The 17,405-nt window shown below is 71.5% G+C and carries 15 protein-coding genes and 1 tRNA gene; 9 read left to right on the top strand and 7 right to left on the bottom strand.

The annotated features are described in order from the left end of the window. Positions 1 to 247 precede the first annotated feature (247 nt). Together FB470_RS19130 and FB470_RS19125 are read right to left on the bottom strand one after the other, a co-directional pair. Positions 248 to 2,539 carry a beta-xylosidase/alpha-l-arabinosidase gene (locus FB470_RS19130; RefSeq protein WP_306993382.1) on the bottom strand — a complete coding sequence of 764 codons (2,292 nt, stop codon included), beginning with the start codon at positions 2,537 to 2,539 and terminating at the stop codon, positions 248 to 250. Continuing rightward, the gene (locus FB470_RS19125; RefSeq protein WP_306993381.1) at positions 2,536 to 3,555 is read right to left on the bottom strand and encodes a LacI family DNA-binding transcriptional regulator; all 1,020 of its coding nucleotides are present in this window, start codon (positions 3,553 to 3,555) and stop codon (positions 2,536 to 2,538) included. The genes FB470_RS19130 and FB470_RS19125 overlap by 4 nt, the downstream gene beginning before the upstream one ends. 157 nt (positions 3,556 to 3,712) lie before the next feature. Here FB470_RS19125 and FB470_RS19120 point away from each other — a divergent pair, with 157 nt between their 5' ends. The 3 genes from FB470_RS19120 to FB470_RS19110 are packed head-to-tail and all read left to right on the top strand — an operon-like array spanning position 3,713 to position 6,764. Continuing rightward, positions 3,713 to 5,017, top strand: a complete 1,305-nt coding sequence (locus FB470_RS19120) for an extracellular solute-binding protein (protein WP_306993378.1) — start codon at positions 3,713 to 3,715, stop codon at positions 5,015 to 5,017. After that, the gene (locus tag FB470_RS19115) at positions 5,014 to 5,946 is read left to right on the top strand and encodes a carbohydrate ABC transporter permease (RefSeq protein ID WP_306993377.1); all 933 of its coding nucleotides are present in this window, start codon (positions 5,014 to 5,016) and stop codon (positions 5,944 to 5,946) included. The genes FB470_RS19120 and FB470_RS19115 overlap by 4 nt, the downstream gene beginning before the upstream one ends. Further along, a complete protein-coding gene (locus FB470_RS19110; RefSeq protein WP_306993375.1) occupies positions 5,946 to 6,764 on the top strand; it encodes a carbohydrate ABC transporter permease in 819 nt (272 codons plus the stop codon). Before FB470_RS19115 ends, FB470_RS19110 begins: the two co-directional genes overlap by 1 nt. Here FB470_RS19110 and FB470_RS19105 read toward each other — a convergent pair. Continuing rightward, positions 6,733 to 7,038 (bottom strand): PDDEXK family nuclease, encoded by a 306-nt coding sequence (locus tag FB470_RS19105; protein ID WP_306993373.1) that lies wholly within the window; start codon positions 7,036 to 7,038, stop codon positions 6,733 to 6,735. The two genes, FB470_RS19110 and FB470_RS19105, sit on opposite strands and share 32 nt — an antisense overlap. A 209-nt stretch (positions 7,039 to 7,247) precedes the next feature. Between FB470_RS19105 and FB470_RS19100 the strand changes: the two genes are divergently transcribed. The 3 genes from FB470_RS19100 to FB470_RS19090 are packed head-to-tail and all read left to right on the top strand — an operon-like array spanning position 7,248 to position 10,119. Beyond that, on the top strand, positions 7,248 to 8,132 hold the full coding sequence (locus tag FB470_RS19100; RefSeq protein WP_306999363.1) for an alpha/beta fold hydrolase: 885 nt from the start codon (positions 7,248 to 7,250) through the stop codon (positions 8,130 to 8,132). Next, complete coding sequence (locus tag FB470_RS19095; protein ID WP_306993371.1) at positions 8,129 to 9,280, top strand: macrolide family glycosyltransferase; 1,152 nt, start codon at positions 8,129 to 8,131, stop codon at positions 9,278 to 9,280. The genes FB470_RS19100 and FB470_RS19095 overlap by 4 nt, the downstream gene beginning before the upstream one ends. After that, positions 9,277 to 10,119 (top strand): alpha/beta fold hydrolase, encoded by an 843-nt coding sequence (locus tag FB470_RS19090; protein ID WP_306993368.1) that lies wholly within the window; start codon positions 9,277 to 9,279, stop codon positions 10,117 to 10,119. The genes FB470_RS19095 and FB470_RS19090 overlap by 4 nt, the downstream gene beginning before the upstream one ends. Here the strand turns inward: FB470_RS19090 and FB470_RS19085 are convergent. The 4 genes from FB470_RS19085 to aceE all read right to left on the bottom strand — a co-directional run bounded on the left by FB470_RS19085 (position 10,055) and on the right by aceE (position 15,932). Further along, positions 10,055 to 10,996, bottom strand: a complete 942-nt coding sequence (locus FB470_RS19085) for an ADP-ribosylglycohydrolase family protein (protein ID WP_306993366.1) — start codon at positions 10,994 to 10,996, stop codon at positions 10,055 to 10,057. The two genes, FB470_RS19090 and FB470_RS19085, sit on opposite strands and share 65 nt — an antisense overlap. Before the next feature lie 31 nt (positions 10,997 to 11,027). Continuing rightward, positions 11,028 to 11,744, bottom strand: coding sequence for an SAM-dependent methyltransferase (locus tag FB470_RS19080; protein WP_306993364.1), 717 nt, complete (start codon positions 11,742 to 11,744; stop codon positions 11,028 to 11,030). Positions 11,745 to 11,838: 94 nt separating this feature from the next. Beyond that, entirely contained in the window at positions 11,839 to 13,050 is a 1,212-nt protein-coding gene (locus tag FB470_RS19075; RefSeq protein WP_306993362.1) for an alpha-hydroxy acid oxidase, read from the bottom strand. A gap of 74 nt (positions 13,051 to 13,124) precedes the next feature. Then, positions 13,125 to 15,932 (bottom strand): pyruvate dehydrogenase (acetyl-transferring), homodimeric type, encoded by a 2,808-nt coding sequence (aceE, locus tag FB470_RS19070; RefSeq protein WP_306993360.1) that lies wholly within the window; start codon positions 15,930 to 15,932, stop codon positions 13,125 to 13,127. A gap of 369 nt (positions 15,933 to 16,301) precedes the next feature. On the opposite strand from aceE, the gene FB470_RS19065 reads away from it, so the two are divergent. The 3 genes from FB470_RS19065 to FB470_RS19055 all read left to right on the top strand — a co-directional run bounded on the left by FB470_RS19065 (position 16,302) and on the right by FB470_RS19055 (position 17,373). Then, the gene (locus FB470_RS19065) at positions 16,302 to 16,733 is read left to right on the top strand and encodes a DUF3052 domain-containing protein (RefSeq protein ID WP_306999362.1); all 432 of its coding nucleotides are present in this window, start codon (positions 16,302 to 16,304) and stop codon (positions 16,731 to 16,733) included. A 62-nt stretch (positions 16,734 to 16,795) separates the two neighbouring features. Beyond that, a complete protein-coding gene (locus FB470_RS19060) occupies positions 16,796 to 17,260 on the top strand; it encodes a peroxiredoxin (RefSeq protein WP_306993358.1) in 465 nt (154 codons plus the stop codon). Positions 17,261 to 17,301: 41 nt separating this feature from the next. Then, positions 17,302 to 17,373 (top strand) — tRNA-Val (locus tag FB470_RS19055). Positions 17,374 to 17,405 lie beyond the last annotated feature (32 nt).

Raw genomic sequence — 17,405 nt, 5'->3', positions numbered from 1 at the left:
GCTGGGTGGTCATCCCGTCGCCTGCATTGAGGCCTATCACTGTGAGCCAGGCCCGCAAGCTTGGCATGTCATCTCGCGCGGGTGCCGGGGGTGCGGGCCTGGCTCACAGTGATGTGACGGCCTCAGGCGACGGGATGACCACCCAGCTCACTTTGGGGCAGGGCGCTGGCGCGCCGTCCACGACGGCGATCAGCAGGCCGGACCGTGCCCGCAGCCGAGCCTGAGCTGGGTTACGAGACGGGTCTCGTCACGGCCGGCAGCTGACGGGGGTCGTCAGCACGCGGTCGTGTCCCACCTCGCGCACCGGGCCGGTCAGCTCGAACGCGCCGCGGCACGGCAGGTCGTCCACGGAGCGCCCGACGAAGACCTCGATCGTGCCGGGTTCCACGATCCGGCGCAGGTCCAGGCCGGTGAACGCGAGCCGGTCCGCGTGCAGGCGGAACGTCACGGTGGTCTTCTCGCCCGGGTCGAGGGTCACCCGCGCGAACCCGGCCAGCTGCCGCACCGGGCGGGTCACCTGCGCCTGCACGTCGCTCACGTAGAGCTGCACCACCTCGTCGCCGGTCCGGGCACCGGAATTCCGCACCACCGCGGAGATCTCGACCGCACCGTCGGTGGGGACCTCGCCCGCGCTGAGCGTCAGCTCCGAGTACTCGAACGTCGTGTAGGAGATGCCGTGCCCGAACGGGAACAGCGGGCTCGGGTCGAGGTTGCTGATCCCCTCGCTGTTGCCGCCCAGCGGCGGCTGCAGGTACGTGCTGGGCTGCGCACCGGCCACCCGCGGCACTTGGACCGGCAACCGCCCGCCCGGGTTCGTCCGTCCGGAAAGGACACCGGCGAGCGCCGGACCGCCCTCCTCGCCGGGCATGAACGCCTGCACCAGCGCCGCCGCCGGGTGGTCGCCGAGGGCGTACGGCCGCCCGGACACCACGACCACGACCACGGGCGTGCCGGTGGCCAGCAGCTCACGCAGCAGCTCGTCCTGCACCCCGGGCAGCCGCAGGTCCGGCGCATCGCAGCCCTCACCGGACGTGCCTTCGCCGAACAGGCCCGCCCGGTCGCCGACCACCGCGACGCACACGTCCGCCGAACGCGCCACCTCGACGGCCTCGGCGAACCCGGACCGATCCTCGACGCGGATCGGGCACCCGGCCGCCGAAGTCACGACGGCGTCCGGCAGTTCGGCCCGCAGCGACTCCAGCAGGGACGGCGCCGCGACCCCGATGCCGTACTCCGGATACCGGGGCAGCACGTGGTTCGGGTACGAGTAGCAGCCCATGAAGGCCAGCGGATCGTCCGCGCACGGCCCGACCACCGCGATCCGCCGCGCGGTCAGCGGCAGGGTGCCGTCGTTGGCCAGCAGCACCACCGACTTCTCCGCCACCTCCCGCGCGATCGCCCGGTTGCGCGGCGAGTCCAGGTCCACCGGCCGCGCCCGCGGCACCCAGTCCGGGTCGAGCAGGCCCAGTTCCGCCTTCTGGCGCAGCAGCCGCGCGACCGCCCGGTCCACAAGGGACTCCGGCACCTCGCCGGAGCGCACCAGCTCGACGAGTTCCTTGCCGTAGCACAGGGTGTCCGGCAGTTCGACGTCGATCCCGGCGGCCAGCGCGAGCGCCCCGGCCTGCCCGACGCTGTCGGCGACCCGGTGCATGCTCTTGAGGAACGCGACGGCCCAGTAGTCGGACACCACGACGCCCGGAAAACCCCACTCGTCGCGCAGGATCCCGGTCAGCAGCTCGGGGTTCGCCGCCGCGGGCACGCCGTCGAGGTCGACGTAGGCGTTCATCACCGCCCGCGCGCCGCCCTCCCGCAGTGCCATCTCGAACGGCGGCAGGATCACGTCCCGCAGCTCGCGCGGCCCGATCGACACCGGCGCGTGGTTGCGCGCCGCGCGCGACGCCGAGTACCCGGCGAAGTGCTTGAGGGTGGCGACGATCCCGGTGCGTTCCAGGCCCTTCACGTACGCCGTGCCCAGCGCGCCGACCAAGTACGGGTCCTCGCCCAGGGTTTCCTCGACCCGGCCCCAGCGGTAGTCGCGCACGACGTCCAGCACCGGCGCCAGCCCCTGGTGCACGCCGACCGCGCGCATGTCGTCCGCGATCGCCGCGGCCATCCGCTCGACCAGCTCCGGGTCGAACGTCGCCGCCCATGCCAGCGCCGTCGGATACACGGTGGCGCCGTAGGTGGTGAATCCGGTCAGGCATTCCTCGTGCACGATCGCCGGAATCCCCAGCCGGGTCTCCTCGACGATCTCCCGCTGCAGCGCCTCGATCCGCGCCGCACCGTCGTCGGCGCTGACCGGTGCCGTGCCGAACACCCTGGTCACGTGCCCGATGCCGTTCTCCCGCGCCTGCTCGAACGGCACCCCGCCGCGCGCGAACACGTCCTGCATCGGCGCGACGTTCCCGTTGAGCTGTTCGTTGCCCGGCCACGCGCTGCCCAGCTGCGCCACCTTCTCTTCCAGCGTCATCTCCGCCAGCAGGGCCTGCGCCCGGCTCTCCGGGGACAGGGCGCGGTCACGCCAGGTCGGCTGCGTCATGGTGCTCCTTGCAGGTTCGTCGTCGAATCGCGCACCACCAGATGGGTGGCCAGCTCCACGTGATGTGAGTCGAGGGTTTCGCCCGCGGCCAGCCGCAGCAGCGTGCGCAGGGCGACGCGGCCCATGTCCTGCAGCGGCTGCCGGACAGTGGTCAGCGCCGGGGTCGCCAGCTCGGCGAGCATGGTGTCGTCGAAGCCGACCACGGACAGGTCCTCCGGCACGCGCAGTCCCCGCCGCCGGGCCGCCTCCATGACGCCCAGCGCGGTCGCGTCGCTGCCGGCGAACACCGCGGTCGGCGGTTCGGGCAGGTCGAGCAGCCGCCCGCCCATCTCCAGGCCGTCCGGGTAGCCGAACGCGCCGTGCAGGATCAGTGCCGGATCGGCGGCGACCCCGGCGTTCTCCAGTGCCGCGCGGTAACCGTGCTGGCGGGCCTGGCTGCACGACGCCTGCACCGGGCCGCCGGCGTAGGCGATGCGCCGGTGCCCCAGGCCCAGCAGGTGCTCGGTCGCGGCGACGCCGCCGTTCCAGTTGGTCGCGCCGACGCTGGTCACCTCAACGCGCGGCAGGTTCAGCGGATCGATCACGACCAGCGGCAGCCCGGCGCGCGCGAAGCCCTCGACCTGGGCGCGGGTCAGCTCGGAGGTGACCACGATCAGCCCTTCCCGCCCCGCGACGCGCAGGCGGCGGGCCCAGTCGTCGTCCTCCCGCTCCGGCAGGCGCCCGACCACGACGTCCACGCCGCTCTCCACGCCCGCGTCGGTGACCCCGCGCAGCACCTCGAGCGAATACGGGCTGACCAGGTCGTCGAACACGAGGTCCACCACCCGCGCGGGGGCGGCCGGGCGCCGTCCGGGCTGCGGGACGTACCCCAGCTCGCGGATGACCTCCTGCACCCGCTCCCGGGTCGCGGCGGCCACGTCGCCGCGACCGTTGAGCACCTTGGAGACCGTCGGCAGCGACACCCCCGCGACCTCCGCCACCATCGCGAGGGTCGCCCGCTGAGAACCCGCCGGCACCGCAACCTCCATTGATGTTGCCGAAAAGTTTCAAGCGACTATAACCCGCTCACTGACGTGAAAACAGCTCTTGACCGGCTTGTCGCCTCGGCATATCTTCCGACACACACCAGAGTGTTTCCGAAAACTTTCGGACCTTCGATGGGGAAGGCGCATCATGACACTGGTCAAGCGGCGCACCGCCGTGATCGCGGCCGGGATGGCCGCGGTTCTCTCCCTCACCGCCTGCGGCACCAGCGGTCCCGCCGGCGGCAGCGGCGCCACGGCCTGGGCCCTCACCGGCGGCGACGAGCAGACGTTCCGCACGTCGTTCGAGACCTGGAGCCAGAGCAACCCCGGCGCAGCGATCGACGCGCAGTACTTCGGCAACGACGCCTACAAGCAGAAGATCCGCACCGCGATCGGCGCGGGCGAGGCCCCGACACTGGTCTTCAGCTGGAGCGGCGGCCTGCTCCGGTCCTGGGTGGACTCCGGCAAGATCATGGACCTGTCGCAGGAGGCCGCGAACAACCCCGCCTTCGTCAACCGCTTCCTGCCGTCGGTCGCCAGGACCGGCGTGCTCGACGGCAAGACCTACGCGGTCCCGAACAACGGCATGCAGCCGGTCGTCCTGTTCTACAACAAGGAACTGTTCGACCGGATCGGCGCGCAGCCGCCGAAGACGTGGGACGACCTGATGGCCCTGGTGCCGCGGTTCAACGCGGCCGGCATCGCGCCGTTCTCGCTGGGCGGGCAGAGCAAGTGGCCGCAGCTGATGTGGGAGGAGTACCTCGTCGACCGCATCGGCGGTCCCGAGGTGTTCAACGCCGTCGCCGCCAACAAGCCCGGCGCGTGGTCGGAACCGGCGATCATCCGCGCCAACACGATGATCCAGCAGCTCGTCGACGCGGGCGGGTTCGTCCGCGGCTTCAACTCGATCGCCACCGACAGCAACGCCGACACCGCGCTGCTGTTCACCGGCAAGGCCGCGATGTACCTGATGGGCTCGTGGGCCTTCCCGACGATCAAGCAGGCCGACCCCGGGTTCATCACCGACGGCAAGCTCGGCTGGACGACCTTCCCCACCGTGCCCGGCGGCACCGGCGACCCGAAGAACATCGTCGGCAACCCGGCCAACTACTGGTCGATCTCGGCCACCGCGAGCGACGGGCAGAAGCAGGCCGCGCTGCAGTACCTGCGGGACGGGATGATGAACGACGCCTACGTCGACTCGCTGCTCGCCGGCGGTTCGGTGCCGCCCGTCACCGGCATCGAGGACAAGCTCGCCAAGTCCGAGGACCCGCAGTACCTGTCCTACATCTACGACATGGCCAGCGGGGCGCCGAACTTCCAGCTGTCCTGGGACCAGGCGCTCTCGCCGGGCCAGGCCGACGCGCTGCTGACCAACCTGGAGCAGCTGTTCCTCAAGCAGATCACGCCGGAACAGTTCTCCGCCAACATGAACGCGACGATCGGGCAGTGAGCACCGTACTCGAGAAGCGGCACCGGGCGCCGGCACGCACGCCGGCGCCCGGCCGGGCCCGCCGTCGCACCGGGCCGAGCCCGCTGATGGCGGTGCCCGCGCTGGCCTTCTTCGCGGTGTTCGCGGTCGTGCCGCTGGGCGGGGTCGCGGTGCTCAGCTTCATGGCGTGGGACGGCATCGGCGACCCGTCCTGGGCCGGGCTGGCCAACTGGGCCGCGGCGTTGACCGATCCGGCCACCTACCACGCGATCTGGCTGTCGGTGCAGGTCATGGTGCTCAGCTGGCTGGTGCAGACGCCGATCTCGCTGCTGCTCGGCGTGCTGATCGCCGGGCGCGGCCGGTTCCGCGCCGTGCTCGGGGTGCTGTACTTCCTGCCGATGCTGCTGTCCGCGGCGGCCATCGCGATCGCGTTCAAGGCGCTGCTGGACCCGAACTTCGGGATGAGCCGCGCGTTCGGGCTCGACGTGCTGTCGCAGGACTGGCTGGGCGACCCGACCCTGGCGCTGTACGTGGTGGTCTTCGTGATCGCGTGGCAGTTCGTGCCGTTCCACACCCTGCTCTACCAGGGCGGCGTGCGGCAGATCCCGGCGTCGCTGTACGAGGCGGCGCAACTGGACGGCGCCGGGCGGGTGCGGCAGTTCTTCCACATCACGCTGCCGCAGCTGCGGTACACGATCATCACGTCGTCCACGCTGATGACGGTCGGGTCGCTCACCTACTTCGACCTGGTGTTCGTGCTGACCGGCGGCGGACCGGGCGACGCGACCCGCCTGCTGCCGCTGGACATGTACCTGTCCGGGTTCTCCGGCAACGACATGGGCCGCGCGAGCACCCTGGCCGTGCTGCTGGTCGTCGCCGGACTGGCGTTGTCGCTGGGCCTGTCGAAGCTGTCGAGTTTCCGCCGGGGCAGTCAGCTGGAGGGCGCGTGATGCGGACCCGTCCCAACTTCGCGGGTGGCCTGGCCGGGCTGGTCTGGCTGGGCATCGTGCTGGTGCCGGTCTACTACGTGGTCGTGACGAGCTTGCGCAACCAGCGCGGGTTCTACGACTCCAATCCCCTGTCCCTGCCGTCCCCGCCCACCGCGAGCGCGTACGAACTGGTGCTGGAGAACGACTTCTGGCGCTACTTCCTCAACAGCGTGGTGGTGACCGCGGCGACGGTGGCGATCGCGGTCGCGGTGTCGCTGATGGCGGCCTACTACGTGGTGCGCGGCACGAGCTGGTTCTCGCGGATGACCTACCGCGGTTTCCTGCTGGGGCTGGCGATCCCGCTGCAGGCCACGATCATCCCGGTCTACTACCTGATCACGCGGGCGAAGCTGTACGACACGCTGCTGGCGATCATCCTGCCGTCGGTGGCGTTCGCGATCCCGCTGTCGGTGGTCATCCTGGCGAACTTCCTGCGCGACGTGCCGAACGAGCTGTTCGAGTCGATGCGGGTGGACGGCGCCGGGGACTGGCGGATGCTGCTCAGCCTGGTGCTGCCGATGACGCGGCCCGCGGTGATCACCGTCGCGGTGTACGACGGGCTCAACGTGTGGAACGGGTTCCTGTTCCCGTTGATCCTGACGCAGAGCCCGGACCAGCGGGTGCTGCCGCTCGCGCTGTGGTCGTTCCAGGGGCAGTTCCGGGTCAACATCCCGGCGGTGCTCGCGGCGGTCGTGCTGTCCACGCTGCCGGTGCTGGCGTTGTACGTCCTGGGCCGGCGGCAGCTGGTCAGCGGCCTGACGGCCGGCTTCGGGAAGTGAGGTCCCGGACGGGCAGGAGTTCGACCACCGCGCCCGACCGCGCCAGCGACGGCGTGGCGGCGGCGCGCCGGGGATCGTCGCGGTAGGCGCCGAACTCCTGCTCGCCGGGGAACGACACGAGGTGCGCCTCGGTGCGGTCGTCGAGGGAGCGCACCCGCCGCTCGAGGCGCCCGCCGTACTCGGCCAGCAGCGGCAGCACCGAATCCTCGTAGGCGTCGAAGGCGGCCGCCCCGTCCTCGGACAGCCGGACGAGCAGCAGGAACGTCACGGTCATGGGTCCATCCAACCGGGCCGGGATCAGTGTCCCCGCACCACGCCCCGCCGGCGGCAGCCCGGCCGCGGCACGGTTTCGCATCACGGAAGCCGGTCACACGTGCGTGTGGAGATGTTGGCTCCATCGAGTTTCCGCGGCGCGCGAACGGGCGACGACGTGGTTACGTGGCGGGCCCGAAACCGAGACCAAGGAACTTCGCTGTGACGGCAATGACCACCCGGCAGGAGATCGTCCCGCTCACGTTCGGCGGATTCGCCTACGAGGGCAGGAAAGTGTACGGATCGGGCGGCGGACTCGAGCCGGTCGTCCTGGTCGGCGGCGCGTTCCAGCACAAGGACGCGTGGGGCCGCATCGAACGCGAGCTCCTCGCGGAGGCCGACGTGATCACCGTCGACCTGCCGGGCTGGGGCACCGCCGACCGGCTGCCGCCGGAGTACGGGGTGGACTTCCTCGCCGGCGCGCTCGACCACCTCCTCGACCACGTCGCCCCCGGTCCGGTGCACATGGTCGGCGCCTCGTACGGCAGCGGCGTCGCGCACCGGTGGGCGCAGCTGCGGCCCGAACGGGTCCGGCGGCTGCTGCTGGTCGGCACCATGTCGCACGTGACCGGACGGCTGCGCCAGCGCATCTCGCGCAGCGTCGAGCTGGCCGAGCAGGGGCGCCACGAGGAGTTCACCGCGGAGGTGCTGGACCTGATGCTGAGCGGACAACCGGGTGTGCGGCGGCAGGCCGCGGTCCGGCGGTGCGTGGGCGGTCTGGTCAACACCATGACCGACGCCGATGTCGCCAAGTACCTCGACAACACGCGGCGGCTGCTGGACCACCCGGGCGACGACGGCTCCGTGTTGCCCGTCCCCGTGCTGGTCACCACCGGCGAACACGATCCGCTGACCACACCGCGGCTGAGCCGGGAAGCCGCGGCGCGCTGCGCCGACGCGCGGTTCACCACGATTCACGGCGCGGACCACCTCGTGCACCTGGAGCGGCCCGCCGAGATCGTGGACCTGGCGTTGCGGTTCTTCGCCGGACAGCCGCTGTCCGGCCTGCCGTACTGCGCGCCGGTCGAGCACGTCGTCTGCGGGGTGGCGCGATGAGGCACGTGCTGTTCGTCAACGCGCCGGACCACGGTCACGTCAACCCGACGCTGGCGGTGGTGGGCGAGCTGGTGTCCCGCGGCTGGCGCGTCAGCTACGCGGTGGGCGAGGATTTCGTGCCGCAGGTGCGCGCGGCCGGGGCGGAACCGGTGGTGCTGCCGGGGGTGCGCGACCCCGGGCCGCCTCCGGAGGACCTGATGGCGGGCGTGGAGATGTACCACCGCGACGCCGAGGCCGCGCTCCCGGTGCTGGCGGCGGCGTGCGACGACGAGCCGCCGGACGTGGTCGCCTACGACTTCGTCGCCTTCGCCGGGAAGATCCTGGCGTGCGAGCGCGGTCTGCCGATGGTGCAGCTGTCCCCCACGCACGCGCTGTTCCCGGGCTGGGAGCGCGTCGCGTTCGGCGTGGACACCCTGGCGGAACTGCCCGTGTACCAACGGTTCCAGCGGTTCCTGGACTCCCGCGGACTGGGCTGCACGGTCGAGGAGTTCCAGGCGGTGACCGACCCCAAGGTCGTGTTCGTGCCGCGGGAGATCCAGATGTCGCCGGAACTGCTCGGCCCGGAGCACACCTTCGCCGGCCCGGCCCTGCGCGCGCCCGAGGGCGGCTGGCGGCCGCCGTCGGACAGGCCGGTGCTGCTGGTGTCCCTCGGTTCGTGCTTCACCGACCAGCCGGAGTTCTTCCGCACCTGCGCCGACGTGGCCGCGGGGCTGGGCTGGCACACCGTGATGGCGATCGGCCGCCACATCGACCCCGCCGAGCTGGGACCGGTGCCGGACCACGTGGAGATCGCACCGATGGTGCCGCAGCTGGACGTGCTCGCCGCGGCGTCGGCGTTCGTCACCCACGCCGGGATGGGCAGCCTGCTGGAATCGCTGTACCACGGGGTGCCGATGGTGGCGGTGCCGCAGATGGCCGAGCAGCGGCTGAACGCGGCGCGCCTGGCCGAGCTGGGGCTGGGCGTCACGCTCGACCGCGCGGACGTGACGGCGCAAGCCCTGCACAACGCGGTGCTGGAGGTCACCTCCGACTCGCGGATCGGCGCGAACGTGCGGGAGATGTCCGGGATCGTGCGGGGGTACGGTGGTGCGGCCGCGGCCGCCGACGTGATCGAGAAGGCCGCGGTCCGGGAAGGGGCGGCGCTGTGACCACGGTGGCGGACGCGAGCGTTCTGCTCGAGACCGACCGCGGGCGGTTCGCCGCGCTGCGGGCCGGCGAGGGCGAACCGGTGGTGCTCGTCCCCGGGTACCTCGGGTCCAAAGAGGACTTCGCGCCGTTGCTGCCCGTACTGGCGGAGCCCGGGTTCGCGGCGTGGGCGGTGGACCACCACGGCCAGCACGAAAGCCCCGGTTCGGACGATCCGAGCGCCTACACGCTGTCCGCGATGGCCCAGGACCTGCTGGCCGTGGTCGACCAGGTCGGCGAGGGCGCACCGGCGCACGTCGTCGCGCACTGCGCGGGGGCCGCGGTCGCGCACGCGGCGGCCGTCGCCTGTCCCCGATCCGTCCGGAGCCTGACGTCGCTGGGCAGCCTGCTGTCCGGTTCGGACCGGGAGACCGGGTTCCTGACCTGGTGCGCCGACGCGGTGGCGGCGGAGGGCCCGGCGGGCCTGGCGACGCTCGTCGAGCACTGGGCGCGGGAGCAACCGGACCGGCTGGACCTGATGACCACCCGGTTGTCGACCACGCGGGCCGGGCACCTCATCGGGTTCGCCCGGCTGCTGTGCGGTCCGCGCGCGGGGATCGGCGAGCTGGCGGGCTCCGGGGTGCCACTGCTGTTCGTGCACGGGATGGACGACGAGTTCACCGGCTCGCACGCGGAGTACCAGCGGCTGGCGAAGCGGTTCGGCCGGGACGCGGTCGGCGTCCCGGGCGCCGGGCACTGCGTGCAGCTGGACCGTCCACAGGAGACGGCCGCGGCGCTCACCGGGTTTTGGCGCGCAGTTCCAGCAGACCGTCGGCCAGCTCCGGCAGCGGGAGGTCGTTGACCTCCGACACGGTGCGCACCGCTTCGCGGGGGAACGCCCGCTGCCCGGTGCAGGCGCCCGCGACGGCGCCGACGATGGCGGCGATCGTGTCGGTGTCGCCGCCCATGCTCGCGGCGAACTTGCAGGCCTCCCAGGGGTCGTCGAGGTGGGCGAGCACCGCGAACGCGGCGGGCACGGACTCCTGGGTCGCGACGCTGGTGCCGATGAGGCTCGCGACGTCGGCCAGGTCCAGGGTGCGCACCCAGCCGATCCGCGCGGCGACATCCCCGGCGGCGGCCCAGTTCCCGCGCCGGGCGGCGGATTCCGCCGCCGCGACGGCGAGGTCCGTGGCCTCGCGCACGGTGGCGCCGTCGATGCCCGCGCTGACGGCGGCGGCGACCGCGGCTGCTCCGGCGAGGGCGACGCCGGTGTTGTGCGTGACCCAGCTGGCTTCGACGGTCTTGTCGACGAGGTCCGGCAGGTCGGGCGGGTTCGCGATGCCCACGGGCGTGATCCGCATGGCCGCGCCGTTCGTGGTGCCGTACCGCCCGGCTTTCTCGAGGGGTTCCCCGGCGGCGACGGCGTGCAGCGCGGCGCGCGTGGAGGGCCCGAGGAGGCCGTTGATGCCGCGACGCCGGAGGTCGCGTTCCCAAGCGAGGAGTTCGTCGGCGAGCCGGTGCGGGTCGATGTGCCCGTCCCCCTCGATGAGGAGGCGGGCCATGATGACCGTTTGCTGGGTGTCGTCGGTGACCCCGCCCGCGGGCAGGCCCCGCGCGGCCGCGAAGCCGGTGACGGGCTCGATCTCCGCGGGCGATCGGCCTTCGGTCGGCATGCCCAGCGCGTCGCCGATGGCCAGCCCCGCCAGTGCCGCGAGCGCGCGTTCCCTCACCGCGCTCATGGTAGCGGGGGACGGGTCTGGTGGTCGTGCGTCACGGCAGGGGCGTGAGCACCAGGGTGAGGAAGCCGAAGCTGTCGCGGTAGCCGCGCAACCATTCGTGGCGGTGCTCGGCCGCTGTCGCGAGCACGTCCGGCTGGTCGAGGGCCCGCGCGGCGAGCGAGCCGGTCCAGGACCACTCGTAGTCGTCCAGCTCGTGACGCGTGCTGAGGTGCCCGTACACCGGGACCCAGCCGTCGTCGGTCACCGCGTCGACGGTCGTGGGCAGGTCCGCGAGGTCGCCGAAGATCTCCACGGCCTGCGGGCTGGGGTCGCGTTCCCAGTACCCCTCGCCGACGATGACCCGCCCGCCCGGCGCGAGCAGCTTGCGAGCCGCGCCGAGGGCCGGGAGGAGACCCCCGAAGGCGTGCGTGGAACCGACGCAGAGCACGACGTCGAAGGGCTCGTCGGCGGTGAAGGTGGCCGCGTCCAGCTCCCGCAGCACGAGCCGGTCCGCGAGTCCCCGCCGGCCGGCCTCGCGCCGTGCGTGGTCGAGCGCCACCCGGGCGACGTCCACGCCTTCGGCCCGCGCCGCGGGCCGCAGCTCCAGGGCGCGCAGCAGCCACTCGCCGCCGCCACAGCCGAGGTCCAGAACGCGGGCGCCCTCGGCGGGCACGGCACGGCCCAGCAGGGCGGCGACGGCATCGTCACCGAGCGGCGCCGCGATGGGATGGTCGGAGTGCGCCAGGCGCGAAACGAGATCACGATCCACCGGGCGAGCTTGCCGGTGTCCGCTCCCCACCGCACCCCGTTATCGGTGACGGGCACCTTGCCGTGCGGCCGTCGGACCGCGGCCGGGTCCCCCGTCAGCGCAGGGTGGCGTGGGTCGGCTGGAGGTCGGCGACCGTCCGCACACCCAGCAGCTGCATGGTGCGCACGATTTCGGCCCGCAGGATGTCCACGCAGCGCTGGACGCCGCGCTCGCCGCCCGCCATCAGGCCGTACAGGTAGGCCCGCCCGATCAAGCAAGCCGACGCGCCGCGCGCCAACGCCGCCACGATGTCGCCGCCCGACAGGATCCCGGTGTCCACCCACACCTCGGCGTCGCCGCCCACCGCGTCCAGCGTCGGTGTCAGCAGCTCGAGCGGCGTCGGCGCGCGGTCCAGCTGCCGGCCGCCGTGGTTGGACAGCACCACCGCGTCCGCGCCGCACTTCACCACGTCACGGGCGTCGTCGGGGTTCTGGATCCCCTTCACGACCAGCTTGCCGCGCCACGTCTCCCGCACCCACGCCAGATCGTCGAAGCTGAGCGTCGGGTCGAAGAGGGCGTTGATCAGCTCCGCGACGGTCCCGTTCCACGAACCGAACGAGGCGAACTTCAGCGGCTCGGTGGTGAGCAGGTTGAACCACCACGCCGGGTGCGTCGCGCCGTCCAGGAACGTGCGCAGCGTCAGCGTCGGCGGGATGGTCAGGCCGTTGCGCACGTCCCGCATCCGCGCTCCGGCAACCGGGGTGTCGACGGTGAGCAACAACGTGTCGTACCCGCACGCCTCGGCTCGTTGCATCAGCTCCCGGCCCGCCGCGTGGTCGCGCCACACGTAGAGCTGGAACCACTTCCGCGCGTGCGGCGCGGCCTCGGCGACGTCCTCGATCGAGGTGGTGCCCATCGTCGACAGGGCGTACGGGATGCGTTCCCGTTGCGCCACCCGGACCACCGCCCGTTCCCCCTCGTGGTGCATCATCCGCGTGAACCCGGTGGGCGCGAAGGCGAACGGCAGCGCCGACTCCTCGCCCAGGATCGACACGCTGGTGTCCACATCGGACACTCCGCGGAGCACGTTGGGGTGGAATTCCACGCTGCGGAACGCCTGGCGGGCGCGGCGCAGGCTGTCCTCGAGCTCCGCGGCGCCATCGGTGTAGTCGAACACCGCGCGCGGCGTGCGGCGGCGGGCGACGGTGCGCAGGTCGGCGATCGTGTGCGCGTTCGCCAGACGGCGTTCGGTCGGGTTCAGTTTCACCGGTTTCGGCCGCAGGATCTCCCGCAGCTCACTGGGCTTGGGCAGTCGGCGTCGCGTCATCGGGACATCCTCACGCTCAGGACCGTGAAGGCCACCCCCGCGGTGGGAGTGGCCTTCACGGTAAACGGAACGGATCAGGCGTTGCCGGCGTCGGTCAGCTGCGGGCCGGCCGCGGACACGTCGTCGATCCGGTATTTGCGGGCGGCCTCGACGACCTTGTCCTGCGGCACCTCACCGCGCTTGGCGAGCGCGGCCAGCGTGGCGACCGTGATCGACTCGGCGTCGACCAGGAAGTGCCGCCGCGCCGCCGGACGCGTGTCGGAGAAGCCGAACCCGTCCGTGCCGAGGGTGACCATGTCGGTCGGGACCCACGGGCGGATCAGGTCGGGCACGGCACGCATCCAGTCCGAGACCGCCACGACCGGACCGGCCGCGCCGGACAGGGCCTGCGTCACGTACGGCACGCGCGGCGAATCGGCCGGGTGCAGCAGGTTGTCCCGGTCGATCTCCACCGCTTCGCGGCGCAGCTCCGACCACGACGTCGCCGACCACACGGCCGCGCGTACGCCCCATTCCTCGGCCAGCTTCGCCTGCGCCTTGAGCGCGTCCGGCATCGTGACACCGGAGACCAGGATCTGCGCCTCCGGGCCGTCGCCGGCCGGGGCCTCGGCGTACCGGTAGAGGCCCTTGAGCAGCCCGGCCACGTCCAGGTTCTCCGGCTCGGCCGGCTGCCGGTAGGGCTCGTTGTAGATCGTGACGTAGTAGAAGACGTTCTCGCCGTTGCCCTCCGGGCCGCCCTCCCCGTACATGCGGCGCAGGCCGTCCCGGACGATGTGCGCGATCTCGAACGACCACGCCGGGTCGTAGGCCACCACGGCGGGGTTGGTGTGCGCCAGCAGCAGCGAATGCCCGTCGGCGTGCTGCAGGCCCTCACCGGTCAGCGTGGTGCGCCCGGCCGTGGCGCCGAGCACGAACCCGCGCGCCATCTGGTCCGCCGCCGCGTACAGGCCGTCGCCGGTGCGCTGGAAGCCGAACATCGAGTAGAAGATGTAGATCGGGATCATCGGCTCGCCGTGCGTGGCGTAGGACGTGCCCACCGCCGTGAACGACGCCGTCGACCCGGCCTCGTTGATGCCTTCGTGCAGCAGCTGGCCGTGCTCGGACTCCTTGTACGCCAGCATCAGGTTGGCGTCCACCGACGTGTAGGTCTGCCCCTGCGGGTTGTAGATCTTGGCCGTCGGGAACATCGAGTCCAGGCCGAAGGTGCGGGCCTCGTCCGGGATGATCGGCACGATCCGGTGGCCGATCTCGCCGTCCTTGGCCAGCTCGCGCACCAGCCGCACGAACGCCATCGTGGTGGCGACTTCCTGCTTGCCCGAGCCCTTCCGGACGGCCTCGTAGACCTTGTCACCCGGGAGCACCAGCGGCTTGGCCCGGTTGCGCCGCTCCGGCACGAACCCGCCGAGCGTCTTGCGGCGGCTGAGCATGTACTCGATCTCCGGCGAGTTGGCGCCGGGGTGGTAGTACGGCGGCAGCTTCGGGTCGCGCTCCAGCTCCTCGTCGCTGATCGGGATGCGCTGCGCGTCCCGGAACAGCTTGAGGTCGTCGAGCGTCAGCTTCTTCATCTGGTGCGTGGCGTTGCGGCCCTCGAACGCCGGGCCCAGGCCGTAACCCTTGATGGTGTGGGCCAGGATCACGGTCGGCTGGCCGTGGTGCTCCATCGCCGCCTTGTACGCCGCGTACACCTTGCGGTAGTCGTGGCCGCCGCGCTTGAGGTTCCAGATCTCGGCGTCGGTGAGGTCCTTGACGAGGTCCTTCGTGCGCGGATCGCGGCCGAAGAAGTGCTCGCGGACGTAGGCGCCGTCGTTGGCCTTGTACGTCTGGTAGTCGCCGTCCGGCGTGACGTTCATCAGGTTGACCAGGGCGCCGTCGCGGTCGGCGTGCAGCAGCGCGTCCCACTCACGGCCCCAGATGACCTTGATCACGTTCCAGCCCGCGCCCCGGAAGTAGGCCTCGAGCTCCTGGATGATCTTGCCGTTGCCGCGCACCGGGCCGTCGAGCCGCTGCAGGTTGCAGTTGATGACGAAGGTCAGGTTGTCCAGGCCCTCACCGGCGGCCACGTGGATCAGGCCGCGCGACTCCGGCTCGTCCATCTCGCCGTCACCGAGGAACGCCCACACGTGCTGGTCGGAGGTGTCCTTGATGCCGCGGTCGCGCAGGTACCGGTTGAACCGGGCCTGGTAGATCGCGTTCATCGGGCCCAGGCCCATCGAGACCGTCGGGTACTCCCAGAAGCCCGGCATCAGCCGCGGGTGCGGGTACGACGGCAGGCCGCCGCCCTCGCCGGCGTGCGACAGCTCCTGGCGGAACCCGTCCAGCTGCTGCTCCGACAGCCGTCCCTCGAGGTAGGCGCGGGCGTAGATGCCGGGTGAGGCGTGGCCCTGGATGTAGACGTGGTCGCCGCCGCCGGAGTGGTCCTTGCCCCGGAAGAAGTGGTTGAAGCCGACCTCGTACAGCGCGGCCGAGGACGCGTACGTGGAGATGTGGCCGCCGACGCTCACACCGGGGCGCTGCGCCCGGTGCACCATGATCGCCGCGTTCCAGCGGATGTAGGCCCGGTAGCGGCGCTCGATCTCCTCGTCGCCGGGGAACCAGGGCTCGTTCTCCGTGGGGATGGTGTTGACGTAGTCCGTCGCGGTCAGCGGCGGCACGCCGACGTTGCGCTCACGGGCGCGTTCCAGGATCCGCAGCATCAGGTAGCGGGCGCGCTGCTGGCCACCCCGGGCGAGTGCCTCGTCGAAGGAGTCCAGCCATTCGGCGGTCTCCTCGGGGTCGATGTCGGGCAGGTGGGCCGCCAGCCCGTCACGGATGACGCGGACCCGGGCCGGAGCCCGATCGGTGCCGGCACCGGTGCCTGCGGCCTGGTCGTTCTGGGGGGCCAAGGGATCTCCTCGCCGTTCTCACTTCGCGTTGCGGGACACGGATGCGTCTGGTCGCCGTGCCCTCTCTGTCATGTTCGTCTGATCGGGGCTTCCCGTCATCGCTACTGGGCGGTAACGTTCACCTCAGTCCGCGCGCGCACGCGCGCGCGTTATGACCACACTAGGCCAGGTGTGCCCGGAGTGGTCCCGTCGAGGGTCGTTTTGCGGTCGCGAACACAGCCCGCGCGGCCCTACGCTGCGCTACGAGTTGACAGAGATCCGGTGTGGACGGTTGCGCCGGAGGCTCCGGGCGTGTTCGCTAGCCCCATCCGTATGTCGAGAGCGGGCGGCACCGTGCCGTTCGCGTCGTGAGTTGGAGGAGTGACTGCAGTGGTCGCCGCGGGAGACGCTGAGTACAGCAGCGTCGCCGAGAGGCTTGGCATCAAGCCGGACATGGTGGTTCAGGAGATCGGGTGGGACGAGGACGTCGACGACGACCTGCGTGCCGCGATCGAAGAACATATCGGCGGCGATCTCCTCGACGAGGACGCCGACGAGGTCATCGACGTGGTCCTGCTGTGGTGGCGGGAGGACGACGGGGACCTGGTCGACGCGATCATGGACGCGCGGTCGCCGCTGGACGAGAACGGCATCATCTGGGTCCTGACGCCCAAGACCGGGCAGCCCGGGCACGTGGAGCCGAGCGAGATCGCCGAGGCGGTGCCCACCGTCGGGCTCGCGCAGACCTCCAACATCAGCGTCGGGCCCAACTGGTCCGGCACGAAGCTGGTCTCGCCGAAATCGAAGTCGAAGCAGCGCTGAGACCCCGCACGCTAAGGTAGGCGTGCGGAAGAGCAACGTTGGCGATGCGGAAAGGTGCTTCGATGGCGGTCGAGGTCGGTTCAGCTGCTCCGGATTTCACCCTGAACGACTACAACAAGCAGCCGGTCACGCTGTCGTCGTTCCGGGGCGACAAGCCGGTGCTCCTGGTCTTCTACCCGTTCGCGTTCAGCGGGATCTGCCAGGGCGAGCTGTGCCAGCTGCGCGACGAGTTCGCGGAGTACGACGGCCAGGGCGTCCAGGTCATCGGTGTGTCCGTCGACACACCGTTCTCGCTCAAGGCGTGGGCCGAGCAGCAGGGCTACCAGTTCCCGCTGCTGTCCGACTTCTGGCCGCACGGCGAGGTGGCCAAGCTGTACGGCGTCTTCAACGAGGGCGCGGGGCTGGCCAACCGGGGCACCTTCCTGATCGACAAGGGCGGCGTGGTGCGCTTCGCCGAGGTCAACCAGCCGGGCGAGCCGCGCGACCAGCTCGCCTGGAAGCGAGCGGTGGCCGAGCTGCCGAAATGATCCTCCCGCCGGCGGTGCCCGATCCGGGTGCCGCCGGCCGAGGGCGCATAGCTCAGCGGAAGAGCACCTCCCTTACAAGGAGGGGGTCGCAGGTTCGAACCCTGCTGCGCCCACACAACTGCGGTTGACCGGCACGAACTCGTCC

The organism is Amycolatopsis thermophila (assembly GCF_030814215.1).
Classification (GTDB): Bacteria; Actinomycetota; Actinomycetes; order Mycobacteriales; family Pseudonocardiaceae; genus Amycolatopsis_E; species Amycolatopsis_E thermophila.
Note: the sequence above shows the minus strand (reverse complement) of the source record. Positions and strands in the feature narration are given on the sequence as shown.

Excerpts from the sequence above, each read along its gene's own strand:
- FB470_RS19130 (WP_306993382.1), bottom strand. The coding sequence starts at position 2,539 with ATGACGCAGCCGACCTGGCGTGACCGCGCCCTGTCCCCGGAGAGCCGG.
- FB470_RS19120 (WP_306993378.1), top strand. The coding sequence starts at position 3,713 with ATGACACTGGTCAAGCGGCGCACCGCCGTGATCGCGGCCGGGATGGCC.
- FB470_RS19110 (WP_306993375.1), top strand. The coding sequence starts at position 5,946 with ATGCGGACCCGTCCCAACTTCGCGGGTGGCCTGGCCGGGCTGGTCTGG.
- FB470_RS19105 (WP_306993373.1), bottom strand. The coding sequence starts at position 7,038 with ATGACCGTGACGTTCCTGCTGCTCGTCCGGCTGTCCGAGGACGGGGCG.
- FB470_RS19100 (WP_306999363.1), top strand. The coding sequence starts at position 7,248 with ATGACCACCCGGCAGGAGATCGTCCCGCTCACGTTCGGCGGATTCGCC.
- FB470_RS19095 (WP_306993371.1), top strand. The coding sequence starts at position 8,129 with ATGAGGCACGTGCTGTTCGTCAACGCGCCGGACCACGGTCACGTCAAC.
- FB470_RS19085 (WP_306993366.1), bottom strand. The coding sequence starts at position 10,996 with ATGAGCGCGGTGAGGGAACGCGCGCTCGCGGCACTGGCGGGGCTGGCC.
- FB470_RS19075 (WP_306993362.1), bottom strand. The coding sequence starts at position 13,050 with ATGACGCGACGCCGACTGCCCAAGCCCAGTGAGCTGCGGGAGATCCTG.
- FB470_RS19060 (WP_306993358.1), top strand. The coding sequence starts at position 16,796 with ATGGCGGTCGAGGTCGGTTCAGCTGCTCCGGATTTCACCCTGAACGAC.